General features: G+C 72.7%; 14 protein-coding genes. 10 read left to right on the forward strand and 4 right to left on the reverse strand.

Annotated elements, in window-relative coordinates; genetic code table 11:
• The first annotated feature begins 49 nt into the window (after window positions 1–49).
• The 8 genes from ACFWIS_RS32215 (at window position 50) to ACFWIS_RS32250 (ending at window position 8,040) form a co-directional block, all read left to right on the forward strand.
• Window positions 50–1,702, forward strand: coding sequence for an ABC transporter substrate-binding protein (locus ACFWIS_RS32215; RefSeq protein ID WP_380459928.1), 1,653 nt, complete (start codon window positions 50–52; stop codon window positions 1,700–1,702).
• On the forward strand, window positions 1,699–2,658 hold the full coding sequence (locus tag ACFWIS_RS32220; RefSeq protein ID WP_380459927.1) for an ABC transporter permease: 960 nt from the start codon (window positions 1,699–1,701) through the stop codon (window positions 2,656–2,658). The genes ACFWIS_RS32215 and ACFWIS_RS32220 overlap by 4 nt, the downstream gene beginning before the upstream one ends.
• Window positions 2,655–3,527 carry an ABC transporter permease gene (locus ACFWIS_RS32225; protein ID WP_380459925.1) on the forward strand — a complete coding sequence of 291 codons (873 nt, stop codon included), beginning with the start codon at window positions 2,655–2,657 and terminating at the stop codon, window positions 3,525–3,527. Before ACFWIS_RS32220 ends, ACFWIS_RS32225 begins: the two co-directional genes overlap by 4 nt.
• A 74-nt stretch (window positions 3,528–3,601) precedes the next feature.
• Window positions 3,602–4,558 carry an ABC transporter ATP-binding protein gene (locus tag ACFWIS_RS32230; RefSeq protein WP_380459923.1) on the forward strand — a complete coding sequence of 319 codons (957 nt, stop codon included), beginning with the start codon at window positions 3,602–3,604 and terminating at the stop codon, window positions 4,556–4,558.
• On the forward strand, window positions 4,551–5,348 hold the full coding sequence (locus tag ACFWIS_RS32235) for an ABC transporter ATP-binding protein (RefSeq protein ID WP_380459921.1): 798 nt from the start codon (window positions 4,551–4,553) through the stop codon (window positions 5,346–5,348). The genes ACFWIS_RS32230 and ACFWIS_RS32235 overlap by 8 nt, the downstream gene beginning before the upstream one ends.
• 252 nt (window positions 5,349–5,600) lie before the next feature.
• Window positions 5,601–6,803: an agmatine deiminase family protein gene (locus ACFWIS_RS32240; protein WP_380459919.1), complete on the forward strand. Its 1,203-nt coding sequence runs from the start codon at window positions 5,601–5,603 to the stop codon at window positions 6,801–6,803.
• Window positions 6,800–7,693, forward strand: a complete 894-nt coding sequence (locus ACFWIS_RS32245) for a DUF4436 family protein (protein ID WP_380459917.1) — start codon at window positions 6,800–6,802, stop codon at window positions 7,691–7,693. Before ACFWIS_RS32240 ends, ACFWIS_RS32245 begins: the two co-directional genes overlap by 4 nt.
• A gap of 2 nt (window positions 7,694–7,695) precedes the next feature.
• The gene (locus tag ACFWIS_RS32250) at window positions 7,696–8,040 is read left to right on the forward strand and encodes an agmatine deiminase family protein (RefSeq protein WP_380459915.1); all 345 of its coding nucleotides are present in this window, start codon (window positions 7,696–7,698) and stop codon (window positions 8,038–8,040) included.
• Window positions 8,041–8,182: 142 nt separating this feature from the next.
• Here ACFWIS_RS32250 and ACFWIS_RS32255 read toward each other — a convergent pair whose 3' ends face one another.
• From ACFWIS_RS32255 to ACFWIS_RS32265, 3 genes are all read right to left on the reverse strand, one after another.
• The gene (locus ACFWIS_RS32255; protein ID WP_380459913.1) at window positions 8,183–9,346 is read right to left on the reverse strand and encodes an agmatine/peptidylarginine deiminase; all 1,164 of its coding nucleotides are present in this window, start codon (window positions 9,344–9,346) and stop codon (window positions 8,183–8,185) included.
• A 67-nt stretch (window positions 9,347–9,413) separates the two neighbouring features.
• A complete protein-coding gene (locus ACFWIS_RS32260) occupies window positions 9,414–10,451 on the reverse strand; it encodes an agmatine/peptidylarginine deiminase (RefSeq protein ID WP_380459911.1) in 1,038 nt (345 codons plus the stop codon).
• A 295-nt stretch (window positions 10,452–10,746) separates the two neighbouring features.
• A complete protein-coding gene (locus tag ACFWIS_RS32265; protein WP_380459909.1) occupies window positions 10,747–11,301 on the reverse strand; it encodes a TetR/AcrR family transcriptional regulator in 555 nt (184 codons plus the stop codon).
• Window positions 11,302–11,644: 343 nt separating this feature from the next.
• Between ACFWIS_RS32265 and ACFWIS_RS32270 the strand changes: the two genes are divergently transcribed.
• Window positions 11,645–12,355 (forward strand): hypothetical protein, encoded by a 711-nt coding sequence (locus tag ACFWIS_RS32270; RefSeq protein WP_380459908.1) that lies wholly within the window; start codon window positions 11,645–11,647, stop codon window positions 12,353–12,355.
• 55 nt (window positions 12,356–12,410) lie between these two features.
• On the opposite strand, the gene ACFWIS_RS32275 is transcribed toward ACFWIS_RS32270, so the two are convergent.
• Window positions 12,411–14,015 carry a phytoene desaturase family protein gene (locus ACFWIS_RS32275; protein ID WP_380459906.1) on the reverse strand — a complete coding sequence of 535 codons (1,605 nt, stop codon included), beginning with the start codon at window positions 14,013–14,015 and terminating at the stop codon, window positions 12,411–12,413.
• A 214-nt stretch (window positions 14,016–14,229) separates the two neighbouring features.
• Between ACFWIS_RS32275 and ACFWIS_RS32280 the strand changes: the two genes are divergently transcribed.
• Complete coding sequence (locus ACFWIS_RS32280; RefSeq protein WP_380459904.1) at window positions 14,230–15,213, forward strand: phospholipase; 984 nt, start codon at window positions 14,230–14,232, stop codon at window positions 15,211–15,213.
• The last annotated feature ends 407 nt before the right edge of the window (window positions 15,214–15,620 follow it).

Raw genomic sequence — 15,620 nt, forward strand, 5'->3', positions numbered from 1 at the left:
CACGGCGCACCGCACGTCCCCTCCCCGCTCCGACCGGAAGCCCACCCTCATGACCCTCACCCCCGCGAGACGAGCCGCCTCCCCGGGCCGGCTCGCCCTCGCCACCACCGCCCTGCTGTCCGCCGCGGCGCTGGTCGCCGCCTGCTCCGGCCCGCCGCACGGTGCCGGCGCCGACCAGGGGGGCGTCCAGCTCTCCGCGACCACCCCGCCGGCCAAGGGCGAGCTCGACTCCTTCACCTGGGCCACCTACGCCGAGCCGCCGACCCTCGATTACGTCCAGGCCTTCGACTACCCGCAGAACACCATCCTCTCCAACGTGTGCGAGAGCCTGATGCGCTGGACGCCCCAGCTCACCCTGGCGCCCGGCCTGGCGGAGAAGGCCACCAACCCCGACCCGACCACCTGGGTCTACGACCTGCGCTCCGGGGTGCACTTCCACGACGGCACCGAGATGACCGCCGACGACGTGGTGTACAGCCTCGGCCGGCAGACCAACCCGGACAACGCGGCGGCCTGGGCCCAGGTGTTCCAGAACGTCGACGCCGTCACCAGGACCGGACCGCTGCAGGTCACCGTCAAGCTCAAGCAGCCCGACTCCCAGTTCCCGCAGTACATGGCCACCGCGGCCGGCGTGGTCGCCGCCAAGGCCGGGGTGGAGGCCGCGGGCAAGGACTACGGCACCAGCGGCAGCCTCGACTGCACCGGACCGTACCGGCTCGGCACCTGGGCCAAGGGCCAGTCGCTGGAACTCCAGCGCTTCGACGACTACTGGGGCACCAAGGCCAAGTCCAAGAAGGTCGTGTTCAGCTTCCTCACCGACTCCTCCGCCCGCACCAACGCGATGCTCACCGGCGACGTCGACGGCGGCTACCTGATCCCCACCGAGAGCTACGACCGACTGCGGAAGAGCGGCCCGGGCACGCTCTACTTCGGCGAGGGCCTGAGCACCGTCAACGTCAACGTCACCAACATGAAGGGCGCGCTCGGCGACGTCCGGGTGCGCCAGGCGCTGTCGCTGGCCCTGGACCGCTCCGGCTTCGTCAGGACCGGCCTGGCCGGCGCCGGCACCGTCACCGGCTCCCTCACCACCCGGGCCGCCTGGGGCGGCGCCCCCGACGACGTCCGCAAGAGCGCCTTCGGCGGCCTCACCCCCACCACCCAGGACATCGACAAGGCCAAGGCCCTGGTCAAGGAGGCCGGCGCGAGCGGCAAGACGCTCGTCATGGCCACCAGCACCATCGGCCAGGACGTCTCGCTGCTCGCCACCGCCGTCCAGGCCGCCGGGACGAAGATCGGGCTCGACATCCAGCTCAAGACGATCGCCCCGAACGCCTTCACCGCGCTGTTCACCGACGCCAAGGCGCGCGAGGGCGTCGACATGTTCCCGGAGACGTACTACGACTCCGTCACCGACCCGCTCGACCTGCTCGTCAACTTCCGCACCGGCGCCTACCAGAACTTCGCGGGCTACAGCGACAAGGCCTACGACGACCTGGTCGACCAGGCCACCGCCGAGTACGACCCGGCCAAGCGCGGCGCGGTCGAGGCCAAGCTCCAACAGGCCGCCTCCCAGCAGCTGTTGTGGATCCCGGTCGCCGAGTGGCCCACCGCCGTCTTCCTCAACAAGCGGATCACCGGCGCCCCGACCACCATCTCGTACATGTACTACCCGTGGGCCGCCGATGTGGGGGCCGCTCGGTGAGCTTCCTCCGATTCGCCGCCCGGCGGCTGATCGAGATGACGGTGACCCTGCTCGGTGCCTCCTTCGTGGTCTTCGGCGCGATGTACCTGGCACCGGGCAGCCCCGCCAGTTTCCTGCTGTCCGGCCGGTCGGCCTCGCCGGCCGCCCTGCAGGCGATCAACGAGCAGTACCACCTCGACGACCCGTTCCTGGTCCGGTACTTCCGCTGGCTCGGCCAGGTGCTCCAGGGCGACTTCGGGCGTTCCATCACCTACCGCACCGACGTGTCCAAGCTGCTCGCCGACCGGCTGCCCGCCACCCTGCTGCTGGTCGGGATGGCCCTGGTGGTCGTGGTCGTCATCGGCCTGGCGCTCGGCCGGATCGGTGCGGTGCGCGGCGGCGCCACCGACGCCACGATCCTGGTCACCACCACGATCGCCCTCGGCACGCCGTCCTTCGTGGCCGCCGTCCTGCTCCAGGGCCTGTTCGCGGTCAAGCTGGGCTGGTTCCCGGTCGGCGGCGTCGGCGAGGGCCTCGGCGACATGCTCCGGCACCTCACGCTGCCGGCGGTCGCCCTCGCGCTCTACCTCATCGGCATGCTCGCCCGGGTCACCCGCACGGCCATGCTGGAGGCCCTGGAGGGCGAGCACGTCACCGTGGCCCGCAGCCGGGGCGTCCCGGAGCGGGAGGTGATCCGCCGACACGTGTTCCGCAACTCGCTGGGCACCGTGCTGACCACCGGTGGTCTGATCGTCTCCACCCTGCTGGTCTGCACCGTCCTGGTGGAGTCCGCCTTCAGCATCGGCGGCATCGGCCAGTTGCTCGAACTGTCCACCACCACCAAGGACTTCCCGACCGTCCAGGCCATCTCCCTGATCATCGTGGCCCTGTTCATGACGGTGAACCTGGTCGTCGACCTGATCCACCCGCTGGTCGACCCCCGGATCACCCTCGGCTCCAGGAGGTCCGGCGCATGAGTACCGGTCTCATCCAACGGTCGGGCCTCACCCGCCGCCCCGGGATCGCCCGGATCAAGTCCGCCGGCGGCCCGCTCCACCTGGTCTGCCTCGGCTTCACCGCCCTGGTCGTGCTCGCCGCACTGCTCGCCCCCTGGCTCTCGCCGTACGACCCGAACGCCGTCGACCTCGGCAACGCCCTCGCCGGGCCCTCGCCCGAGCACCTGCTCGGCGTCGACCCGGCCGGGCGCGACACCCTCTCCCGGCTGCTGCTCGGCGCCCGCACCTCGCTGCTCGGCCCGCTCGGCGTGGTGGCCTTCTCCACCGTCGCCGGCATCGCGGTCGGCCTCGCGGCCGGCTGGCGCGGCGGCTGGCTCGACTCCGTCCTGTCCCGCAGCACCGAACTGGTCTTCGCGTTCCCCGGCATGCTGCTCGCCATCCTGATCGTCTCGGTGTACGGCGAGGGCCTGCTCGCCCCCGTCGTCGCCCTGGCGATCGCCTACCTGCCGTACGTCTCCCGCCTCACCCGCTCCCTGGTGCTGGCCGAACGGACCCGGCCGTACGTCTCCGCGTACCAGGTCCAGGGCCACTCCGCGGTGCAGATCTGCCTGCGGCACGTCCTGCCCAACATCGCGCCGATCGTCCTCGCCCAGTCCGCCGTCAACTTCGGCTACGCCCTGATGGACCTCGCCGGCCTCTCCTTCCTCGGGCTCGGCGTCCCCGCGCTCACCCCCGACTGGGGCCGGATGGTCTTCGACGGCCAGACCGCGATCCAGCACGGCTACCCGCTCTCCGCGATCCTGCCCTGCGCGCTGATCGTGCTGACCGTCGTCGCCTTCAACGTCGTCGGCGAGCGTTGGGCCGACCAGGTCGCCCGGAGGACCACATGAACGGGGGCCGCGTGACAACGGGCGACCGCGTGAAGACGGGGGGACCGCATGATTCGGATGACTCGGAGGACCACGTGAACGCCCTCGACATCCAGGGCCTCCGGCTCCGCCTGCCCGGCACCGCCCGCCCCGTCCTGGACGGGGTCGACCTCACCGTCGCCCCCGGCGAGACCGTCGCCCTGGTCGGCGAGTCCGGCTCCGGCAAGACCCTCACCTCCCGCGCCGCCCTCGGCCTGCTGCCACCCGGCGCCACGACGGAGGGGAAGGTCCTCGTCGACGGCCAGGACGTGCTGACCATGGACCCCGCCCGGCTGCGAGCCCTGCGCACCGGCCGGGCCGCGATGATCTTCCAGGACCCGCGGGCCGCCATCAACCCGCTGCGCCGCATCGGGGACTTCCTCACCGAGAGCGTCCGCCTCACCGGCACCATGAGCGCCGCGGACGCCGACCGGCGCGCCGTGGAACTCCTCGAAGCCGTCGGCCTCGGACCGGAACTGCTGCGCCGCTACCCCGGCCAGCTCTCCGGCGGCATGCTGCAGCGCGTGATGATCGCCGCCGCCCTGATGGGCGACCCGGTCCTGCTGCTCGCCGACGAGCCCACCACCGCGCTCGACGTCACCAGCCAGGCCGAGGTGGTCGCCCTGCTCGGCCGGCTGCGCGAACGCTTCGGCACCGGCCTGCTGTTCGTCACCCACGACCTCGGCCTCGCCGCCGCCATCAGCGACCGGGTCTACGTGATGTACGCCGGGCGGATCGCCGAACACGGCCCCGCCGCCGCGCTGTTCGAACGGCCTCGGCACCCGTACACCGCAGCCCTGCTCGCTGCCACCCCCGCACTGGACGCCCCGGCCGGCCGGCTCGCCGCAATCGACGGCCAACCACCTGACCTGCGACAGGAGTTGACGGGCTGCGCGTTCGCCGCACGGTGCCGCCACGCGACCGACCCGTGCCGCGAACAGGTGCCCGCCCAGCGCGGCGAGCACCCGGCCGCCTGCCACCACCCGCTCGAAGGGAGCCGTACCGATGGCTGAGCCCGTCCTGCGGGTCAGCGGCCTGCACCGCGCCTTCGGGGCCGTGCAGGCCGTCGACGACGTCGCCTTCACCCTCGACGCCGGCGGCTCGCTCGGCATCGTCGGCGAGTCCGGCTCCGGCAAGACCACCACCGCCCGCATCGTCGTCGGCCTCGACCAGGCCGACGCGGGCGCGGTGCTGGTGCACGGCCGGGCCCGGACCGGCCGGGCCCGGAACAAGGCCGAACGGATCGCCCGGGCCCGCGAGGTCCAGATGGTCTTCCAGGACCCGTACCTCTCCCTGGACCCGCGCACCAGCGTCGAGGCCGTGCTCCGCGAGACCCTGCGGCTGCACTTCCCCGACACCGACCACCCAGCCCGGATCCGGGAACTCCTCGACCAGGTCGGCCTGGGCACCCGGGCCGCCGAGGCCCTGCCCCGCCAGCTCTCCGGCGGCCAGCGCCAACGCGTCGCCATCGCCCGGGCGCTGGCCGTACGGCCGGCCGTGCTGGTCCTGGACGAGGCGGTCGCCGCCCTGGACGTCTCGGTCCAGGCCCAGGTGCTCAACCTGCTCGCCGACATCCGCGAACAGACCGGCATCGGCTACCTGTTCATCACCCACGACCTCGGCGTGGTCCGCTGCGTCACCGACCGGGTCGTCGTGATGCGGCACGGACGGATCGTCGAATCCGGCCCCACCGCCCACGTCCTGGACTCCCCGCGGCACGCCTACACCAGGCTGCTGCTGGAGTCCGTCCCCCGGCCCGGCTGGGATCCCGATCGGATCGCCGCCGCGCGCCGCGCGCTGTAGGGCGGCCCGGGCCCGGCGGGTGGTGGGACCCGCGGACCCGGGCGAACCAGCACCACCGGCGGACGGCGCCGGCCGGCGGCGAACCCCGCAGGCCGGCTCGGTCGCCGCAGAAAGGGACGACCGTGCAGGTCACCATCGAGCGGCTTCGCCCGCGCGGATTCCCCCGGACGGCGGAGCCACGCCGCGCCGGACCCTGACCGGTGTTTCAGTAGCCTGCGGAGCCGAACCCGACACCTTCCGGAACGAGGCCCCATGGCTCCCTCCCGGCCGTCCCGCCGCGGGCTCCTGCAATCCGGGGCCGCCCTCGCCGCCCTAGCCCTGGCCGGCGGCTGCTCCTCCGGCAGCACGTCGGAGGAGCAGCCCGGCCCGAGCGGCACGGCCTCGGGCGCGGCGCCGGCCGCCGGCCGGGCGATGCCCGCCGAGTCCGGCCCGCACACCCGCACCTTCATGGCCTGGCCGGCCCTGGAGGAGGTGTGGGGCGACCAACTCCCCGGCGTGCGCCAGGACATCGCCGCACTCGCCCAGGCCGTCGCCGGCTTCGAACCGGTCGTCCTGCTGGCCCGCCCCGACCAGGCCGACCAGGCCCGCCAGGCCTGCGGCGCCTCGGTCGAGGTACTGGAGCTGATGGTCGACGACCTGTGGGCCCGGGACACCGGCCCGACCTTCGTCACCGGCCCCCAGGGTCCGGCCGGCGTCGACTTCAACTTCAACGGCTGGGGCGGCAAGCAGACCCACGCCAACGACGGCCAGGTCGCCCGCACCCTCCTCGACCACTACGGCATCACCCGCGTCCAGGCGCCGATCACCGGCGAGGGCGGCGCCATCGAGGTGGACGGCCAGGGCACCCTGATGGCCACCGAGAGCTCCTGGGTCAACGACAACCGCAACCCCGGCAGGACCCGCGACCAGATCGAGGCGAGCCTGAAGGAACTGCTCGGCGTCGAGAAGGTGCTCTGGTTCAAGGGCGTCGCCGGGCAGGACATCACCGACTGCCACGTCGACGCCCTCGCCCGCTTCGCCGAACCCGGCACCGTCGTCCTGCACCGCCCGGCTGCCGACACCCCGCCGGACGTCTGGACCACCGCCTCCGCCCAGGCCCTCCAGGTGCTGCAGTCCGCGACCGACGCCAAGGGCCGCGGCCTCAAGATCGTCGACCTGCCGGAGCCCGACCTCGACCTGATCCAGGGCGCCGGCAAGAACTTCCTGGCCACCTACATCAACTACTACCTCTGCAACGGCGGCGTCATCGTCCCGCGCTTCGGCGACCAGGCCGCCGACGACCGAGCGGCCGGCATCCTCGGCGACCTCCACCCCGGCCGCAAGGTCACCCAGGTCTCCATCAACCACATCGCCGCGGGCGGCGGCGGCATCCACTGCGCCACCCAGCAGCAGCCCGTGGCCACGGCCGCCTCCTCCAGCACGTCTGGCCCGGCCACCCCCTCCGCCTCGGCATGAGGGGCCCCGCCCGGCTGCGCGGCAACCGATTCGCCCTCGCGCTGCTGCTCCTCACGGTGCTCTGCTCGGCCGGCATCGCGCTCTACCTCAATGAGCGCGACACCCGGCAGCAGACCCGGGAACTGGCCCTGCCGACCAGCGGGGACTGGATCGAACTGGACCTCACCGCCCAGGAGATCGACCCCGGGACGGGCGAGCTCACCCTCTACGTCGTGCCCGTTCCGCACGGGAGCCTCGCCGAGGGCCCGGACTCCACGGCGTTCACCCGCCAGGTCGACGTCACCGCGCACTCGGCGGCCCGCACCGAGCTGCGCGCCGCACCGGGGGAGCCGGCCACGCCGCAGGCCGTCCAGGCGAACCTCTACGAGGGCACCGAGTCCGACTACCCCTTCGACCGCTACCACTTCGCCCTCGGCTTCGCGGCCTCGGACAACGCGGGCCCAGTGCCGGTCGGCCTGGTCTTCGCGGACGTCGACCCGTTCTTCGTGGTCCGGCCGACCAGCACCCCGCTCACCTCCGGAGCGCGACTGCTGGAGGGCAAGGTCACCCGGGGGCGCAGCACCTTCATCCTGGCCTGGTTCATGATCGCCGCGATGTGGGCGCTCGCCCTGGCCGTACTGGCCGGGGCCGAGGTGCTCTACCGGGGCGGCCAGGGGCTGGTCTGGCCCTCGCTCGGCTGGATGGCCGCGACCCTGTTCGCGCTGATCGGGATGCGCAACGCGGCGCCCGGCTCGCCGCCGATCGGCTCGCTGATGGACTACCTGGCGTTCTTCTGGGCGGAGGGGATCATCGCGGCGAGCCTGGCCTTCACCGTCGTCGCGGGCACCAGGGTCGAGCACCGCAAGCGCCGGGCCGAGGCCGCCGAGGCAACTGCGCCTTCGGGGTCTTGACGGTGTCGGCCGGTCAGACGGTGGCGGCCAGCGAGTCCAGCAGCGCGATCCTCGGCTCCGCCACCAGTGCCCAGGGCACCCCGGTGTCGGTCAGCACCATCCAGGGCCCCGACTACTACCTGATCCGCTCGACCGACCCCAACTTCGTCGGCTCCTACGCCAACTACTACCTGTGCGACAACGCGGTGATCGCGGCCCAGTTCGGCGACACCCGGGCCGACAACGCCGCCCGTGCCGCCCTCGCCCGGCTGTTCCCGGGCCGTACGGTCGAGCAGCTCAACATCGACCACCTCGGCGCGGGCGGCGGCGGCATCCACTGCGTCACCCAGCAGCAGCCCGCCGCTTAGGGTCTGTCCGCCGGACAGACCCTGGTCCCGACAGACCCTGGTCCCGACGGAGCCGGGCCCGGCCCGCCGACCGGACCCGGCCCGAACGGTGGCCGGCCCGGGGCCCGTCCCGTGGAGGGTTCCCGGACCGGCCACCGTCCGGTCAGCCCACGGCGGGGATGTCGTGGGTGGCGCAGTGGATGCCCCCACCGCCGGCCGCGATCGCGTCGATCCTCACCGGGACGATCTCCCGGCCCGGGAAGTACTGCCTGAGGACCTGCTGGGCGCGCTCATCGGCCCGGGCGTCGCCGAACTTCGGCAGGTAGACGCCCTTGGAGCCGATGTAGAAGTTCATGTACGAGGAGACGAAGGCGTCCCCGCGTCCGGTGATCCGGTCCGGGTCGGGCTGCTGGAGCTCGATCACCTGGAGCTTCCTGCCGGTCGCGTCGGTGGCGTTCGTGAGGACGCCGCGGGCCTGGTCGGCCGCGCGCGACCACACGTCGGCCGGGCCGCCGGGGAAGGCCTGGTCGAGCAGGACGACCCCGGGGGCGACGAAGCGGGTCAGGCAGTCGACGTGGGCATCGGTGATGTCCTTGCCCTTGACGCCGGCCAGCCAGATCACCTTGGTCACGCCGAGCACCTTCTTCAGCTCCGCCTCGACCTGGTCCCGGCTCATCCCCGGGTTGCGGTTGCCGTTGACCACGGAGCTCTCGGTGACCATCAGGGTGCCCTGGCCGTCGGTCTCGAAGGAGCCGCCCTCGCCGACCAGCCGGGTCTCGATCCGCTCCACGCCGTACTTGGCCAGTACCGTCCGGGCGACCTTGGAATCGTTGCCGCGCTGCTGCTTGCCGCCCCAGCCGTTGAAGTTGAAGTCGACGCCCTTGACCTTGCCGCCCTCCTCCACGAACACCGGCAGGGTGTCCCGGGCCCACAGGTCGTCGACGGCGATCGGCACCACCTCGACGGCCGGGCCGCAGGCCTTCCGCGCGGCGTCCGCCTGCTCGGGGCGGGCCATCAGCACGACGGGTTCGCGGGCGGCGATGGCCTGGGCCAGGCCGGCGACGTCCCGGCGGACGTCCGGGAGCTGGTCGCCCCAGACGTTCTCGGAGGCGGGCCAGGACATCACCGTGCGCAGGTGCTTCTCCCACTCGGCGCCGAACCGGCGGACGCCGGGGGCGCCGGGCTGCTGGGAGGGCGGCACGGCGCCGTCCGGGTCCTCGGCGCCGGCGGGGTCGCAGGCGGTCAGGCCGAAGGCGAGGGCGCCGATACCGGCGCCGACGCCGGCGAGGGTGCGGATCACGCCGCGGCGGGACAGGGCACTGGTCATGCGGGTACTCCGGTCGAGGTCGGTGCTGTGCAGGCGGACGGGCGGGCGGTCGGACGGGCGGGGTGGGTCACGGCATCGGCTCGTGCATGGTCGAGCAGTGGATGCCGCCGCCCCCGGTCATCAGCCGGTCGACGTCGAGTTGCACCACCTCGCGGCCGGGGAAGGCCGCGGCCAGCGCCTCGCGCGCGGCGGCGTCCTTGTAGGCGTCGCCGAACTGGGCGGTGATGACACCGCCGTTGACGAGGTGGAAGTTGAGGTAGGAGTCCACGAACTTGGAGCTGCGCGAGCGTACGGTGTCCGGTCCGTGCACCACCGTGACGTGCAGGCGGCGGCCCCGGGCGTCGGTCGCGGCGGACAGGATCGCGAACTGCTCGCGGGCGTCCCGCGCCCACTCGTCGTTGCGGTCGGCCGGCGGCAGCTGCACCATCACCACGCCGGGCCGGATGAACCGGGAGGTGACGTCCACGTGGTCGTCGGTGATGTCCTGGCCCTTGATGCCGGGCAGCCAGATCATCTTGTCCGCGCCGTAGGCCTCCAGGACGGACGCCTCGATCTCGTCCCGGCTCATGCCGCGGTTGCGGTTCTTGTTGACCAGGCTGCTCTCGGTGGCCATCACCGTGCCGTCGCCGTCGGTCTCGATCGCGCCGCCCTCGCCGACGAAGTCCGCGTAGGTGTGGCGCAGGCCGCGGCGGGCGGCGATCCGCTCTGCGACCCGGGCGTCGTCGTAGTGGACCTGCTTGTTGCCCCAGCCGTTGAAGTTGAGGACCACGGCGTCCAGGCCGCCGTAGCCGTCCCGGCGGAACACCGGCGCGGTGTCGCGCATCCACAGGTCGTCGGTCGGGATGGCGGTGATCACCTCGACGGCAGGGCCGCAGCGGTCCCGGGCCTTGTCGGCGGTCCAGTCGTCGGGGGCGCACATGACCACTGGTTCGAACCGGGCGACGGTGCGGGCGATCAGCGCGATGTCCTCCTGGACGCCGCCCAGGCGCAGTCCCCACACACCCCGGCGGGACGGCCAGGACATCCAGGTCCGCGCGTGCGGGACGTCGTCCGCGGGCACCCAGGGGTAGGTCTCGGCGGAGCGGGCGTCGTGGTAGCTGGTCATGAGGGTCTCCAGTTCGTGCGACGGTGCCGGAGGAGGGTGCGGGACCGCCGGGACCACTCTTCGCGCCGCAACGCGCCGGCGCACCACGGGGACGGGCCGGCGGCAGCACCCTGCCTGCGGGTCCAGGCTGGCATTGACTGAAAAATCAGTCAAACCCGTCGACGCGCCATGACTCCGCGGCTGGGAAGCCGGTACGGAGCGTGACGAATCGACGAGTCGACGAATCGCCCGCCCGCTCAGGTGGGGCGCGGCGCGGTTCGGCCAGGGGTCGGCCAGGGCTTGGTCGGGTCCCCGGTCAGGATCCGAGCCGGGTGACCTCGCCGTCGATGGCGTCCAGCAGCAGGGTGCGGGCGTGCGCCAGCGGCAGGCTGCCGCTGAGCCAGCGGGTGCTCAGACCCTCCAGCAGCGCGGTCAGCCGCTCCGCCGCACCGGCCAGCGCGACCGCCGAGGACATCGGCTGCACGGTGCCGAGCAGTTCGGCGATCTCCTGCACCCAGACCCGGGTGGCGCGCGACAGGTCCTCGCGCAGCGTCTCGTCGAACACCGCGCTCGCCCGCAGCTCGCCCCAGGCGGTGCTGTTCTCGCGGACCTCCACGCTGTCCTGGAGCTCCAGCAGCAGCGTCTGCTCCAGCTCCTCGCGGGCCGTCAACGGCGGTGCGTCCGCTGCGCGTTCGGTCGTGTAGCGCTCGGCCCGGTCGTTGATGAACTCCAGCGTCTGCCGGAGGATCCCGGTGCGGTCCTTGAAGTGGTAGTAGATCAGTGCGGTGGACACCCCCGCCTCGGCGGCGAGCTCTTCCACCCGCAGTCCGCGCACACCGCGCCGGGCGATCACCCGCGCGGCTGCTTCCATGATCGACGTTTTACGACTGGCCACGATCGGCCACCTTACCCGTGGACCGGGCCAAGATCCCTCCGTCTGCTGAAAGTCCCGTCAGCCGAGATGCCCGGGCCGAGCGGGAGACAGCGGGAGGCAGCGGGAGCACGGGGGAGGACGGGGGAGGACGGGGGATCGGCAGGACGGCTTTCGGACAAGGTGGGCCCCGGAGCCGGAATTCTCGACTCCTCCCCTGAACTTTCACCTCACCACCACCTAGGGTGGCTCTCGCTCCGCCGCCGGACGGGCGGGGCGGGCCGGGCGAACCGGCCCCACGGGGGCTGTCGGCTTTCCTCGACACCATTGGAGCAAAACGAACATGATGCTTCGTCAGTTATGGAAGCGCGCGGCCGCCCGGTTCGTCGGCCGGGGCGCCGGAGCCGTCGCGGCGGCCGTGGCCCTGATCGCGGCCGTCGCCCTGGGCGGCACGGTCTCCGGCATGTCCGCGGCGGAGGCCAGGACGACGAGGTGGGGCGCGGGCACCTGGAGCTGCTCCGGGCAGCCCGTCGCCGCCGGCAACGTCATCACCGACCACGACAGCACCGGCTGCAACGGCTACGGCTCCTGGTACCAGCAGCCCGCCAAGGACGGCATCTGGACCTGCTCCGGTTCGCCGGTGGTGACCGGCTACGTGATCACCGACCACCAGACCACCGGCTGCCGGGGCATCGGCGCCTGGCGCCACAACCTCGTCCACGACGGCATCTGGACCTGCTCGGGCTCGCCCGTCGTGCCCGGCTACGTCATCACCAACCACCTGCGGGCCGGCTGCGGTGGCATCGGCGGCTGGCAGCACGGCCTGCCGCACGACGGGATCTGGACCTGCTCGGGCTCCCCGGTAGTGGCCGGCTACGTGATCACCGGGCACCTGGCGGCCGGCTGCGACGGCGCCGGGGCCTGGCGCCACAACACCGCCCGCGTCGGCCTGTGGACCTGCCCGGGCTCGCCCGTCCCGCCGGGCTTCCGCTCCACCCTCTACAACGCCGGCGCCTGTGACGGCCTCGGCGGCTGGGTGCTCGCCCGCGCCTGACGCCTCGACCCCCTGACCGGCCCGGCCCCGCTGCTCGTACGGCTGCTCGTGCAGCTCATGCGGCTCGGACGGCCGGGTCGGTCAGGACGGCCTGCGCCGCGTTGTGCCCCGGGATGCCGCTGACCCCGCCGCCGCGGACGGCGCCCGCCCCGCACAGCAGCACGTTCGGGTGCGCCGTGGCCACTCCCCAACGAGCGGCGACGCCCTGCGGCCCCGGCATCGCGTCCTCAGCCTCGCCGGTGAACGGGAAGGCGAGGTCACGATGGAAGATGTGCCCGCCCGGCAGCCCGAGCTCCCGCTCCAGCTCCGGCGGCGTCCTGGCCTCGACACAGGGCCGCCCGTCGGCGTCGACGGCCAGGCAGTCGGCGATCGGCTCGGCCAGCACCGCGTCCAGCTGCGCCAGGCTCGCGGCCAGCGCGCGCTCCTCGGCCGCCGGGTCGCCGAACAGCCGGGCCGGCATGTGCAGCCCGAACAGGGTCAGCGTCTGCAGCCCCTGCCGGACGGCCTCCGGCCCGAGGATCGACGGGTCGGTCAGGGTGTGGCAGTAGATCTCGGACGGCGGGGCCGAGGGCAGCCGGCCGGCCAGCGCCTCGGTGTACGCGGTCTCCAACTGCCGGTAGCCCTCGGCGATGTGGAACGTCCCGGCGAAGGCCTCGCGGGGGTCGGCGGTGGTGTCCCGAAGCCGGGGCAGGCGACGCAGCACCATGTTGACCTTCAACTGGGAGCCCTCCGGCGCCGGCCCCGCGTCCTCGCCGAGCAGCCCGGCCAGGGTGGCCGGCGCGGCGTTGACCAGCACCCGGCGGCCCGCCGCCGTCGCCTCGCCGTCCCGGTGCCGGTAGGAGACCTCGGCGTCGCCGCGGCCGTCGGTGGCGATGGCGGTGACCTCGCAGCCGGTCCGGATCTCGGCCCCGGCCGCGAGTGCGGCCTCGGCCAGCGCGTCCGTGACCGCTCCCATCCCGCCGACCGGGACGTCCCAGTCGCCGGTGCCGTTGCCGATCACGTGGTAGAGGAAGCAGCGGTTCTGCCGGAGCTCGGGGTCGTGGGCATGGGTGAAGGTGCCGATCAGCGCGTCCGTCAGGACCACGCCGCGCACCAGGTCGTCGGTGAAGCTCCGTTCGATCTCCTCGCCCAGCGGCCGCTCGAACAGGGAGCGCCAAGCGGCCTCGTCGCCGACCCGCCGACGCAGCTCGGCGCGGGTGGGCAGCGGTTCGGTGAGGGAGGGGAACACCCGGCGGGCGACCTCCCCGGTCATCCCGTAGAAGCGCTGCCAGGCCCGCCACTCCCGGTCGCCACCGGTCAGTGCCCGGAAGCTCTCCCGGGTGCGGGCCGGGTCCGCCGCGTCCACCAGGAGCCCGGTGGGCTTCCCGTCCCGGACGGCGGGGGTGTACGAGGAGACCCGGCGTCGGCGCAGGTCCAGCCGCAGCCCGAGGTCCCGGACCACCTTCCGCGGCAGCAGGCTGACCAGGTAGGAGTAGCGCGACAGCCGGGCGTCCACGCCGGGGAACACCCGGGCGGAGACGGCGGCCCCGCCCACCCTGGCCAGCCGTTCGAGGACCAGCACCCGCCGGCCGGCCCGTGCCAGGTAGGCCGCCGCCACCAGTCCGTTGTGCCCGCCGCCGACGATCACGACGTCGTACCGGGAGTTGAGGATCGTGGTCACGCGGTCACGGTACGACACCGGGCCGGGTCGGGGAACAGGTGCGACATCGCGACTGCCGGGCCCGTCCCGCCGCAGTGGTCCTCACCGTACGGGCCGTCAGAAGTCATGTGTGCGCGTTCCGTTCGGGAGCCGCACACCGTTCGAGGACGTACAGTCGGTGTGGCCAGTCATGTTCACCTCAGGCTGATGAAGCGACCAGAAGGAGTGCCCTTCCTTGACCACTCACCTCAAGAACGGCGTGCGGGCGCTGCCCGCGCTCGCGGCGGCGCTGTGCGGAATCATCGGTGGCACCACGCTCGGGACGTCCCCGGCCCAGGCGGCCGACCAGCGCCACCCGGTCTACGCCATCGCCCACCGGGTCGACACCCTGGACGGCGTGGACGCGGCCCTCAAGCACGGCGCCAACGGCATCGAGATCGACGTCTGCGCCTGGTGGAACCCGAACGAGTGGCGCGCCTACCACGACTGCTCCTCCGCCGGGGAGAACCGGCTCGGCCCCGGCTTCGACGCCATGATCGACCGCATCCTCTCCAACGCCAACGCCGGACGTCGGTTGTCCCTGGTCTGGCTGGACATCAAGGACCCGAACTACTGCGGCGAGGAGCCCAACCGCACCTGCAGCGTGGCCGGACTGCACGACAAGGCGCAGCGGCTGACCGCCGCCGGCATCCAGGTCCTCTACGGCTTCTTCGAGTACCACGGCGGCAACACCCCGGACGTCGGCGGCCGCGGCTGGAAGAGCCTGGAGGGCAGGCTCGGCCCGCTGGAGGGCATGACCACCACCGGCACCCGCGACCAGGCCGTCGGCGCCTTCAACCGCTCCGGCGGCGGCATCCCCGTCGGCCACCGGGCGATGGACTACGGCGACACCGACATCAAGAACGGGTTCGGCAACTGCACCGAGGCCACCTGGAACACCTGCGCCGAGCTGAAGAAGGGAGCGGCCGACCGGGCCTCGGGCCAGCTCGCCGCCACGCTGTCCTGGACGGCCACCTACAACGACCCCTGGTACGTCGACAAGCTGCTCGGCGACGCCCGGGTCGACGGCATCATCGCGGGCTACGGAGCCTTCACCGGCGTGCGGGAGTACGACGACAGCTGGCAGTGCGCCAACGCCGTCAACCTCGTCCGCGACTGGGTGAGCCGCCACAGCGGCACCCACCGCATGGCCAACAGCGGCGACCGCCTCTTCCACTGATCGCCCGGCAGCTGAGCCGGTGACAGCCCGGTCCGGGGCCGCGTGGGTGCGGCCCGGACCGGGCGTTTTGTTCGGAGCGCCGGGGAGGGGTACTGTCTTCCAGTCGCCGGAGAGGCGGCCCCACTCAGCAAGACCCACTCTCGCACTTCTAAGCCCATTCGGTTGGGTTCGTCGGCGTTGTCGTCGACAGGGTGTGAGTGTGAATTTCGAGTAACCCTCGGAATGCGCTACCGTGGTGGTCGTCGCAGAAAGTGGCCCCGGCCAGTTCGGGAAATCGGATGAATGAAACTCCGGAAAACGGAGCGGAAAACGTCTGATAAGCTGGAAACACGAAAGAACGAAGCGCCCGGAGGGCCCGCTGGAAGGCGGTCCGAAGGAAGCGTCCGTTCCTTGAGAACTCAACAGCG

Source organism: Kitasatospora sp. NPDC127060 (genome assembly GCF_042724935.1).
Classification (GTDB): Bacteria; Actinomycetota; Actinomycetes; order Streptomycetales; family Streptomycetaceae; genus Kitasatospora.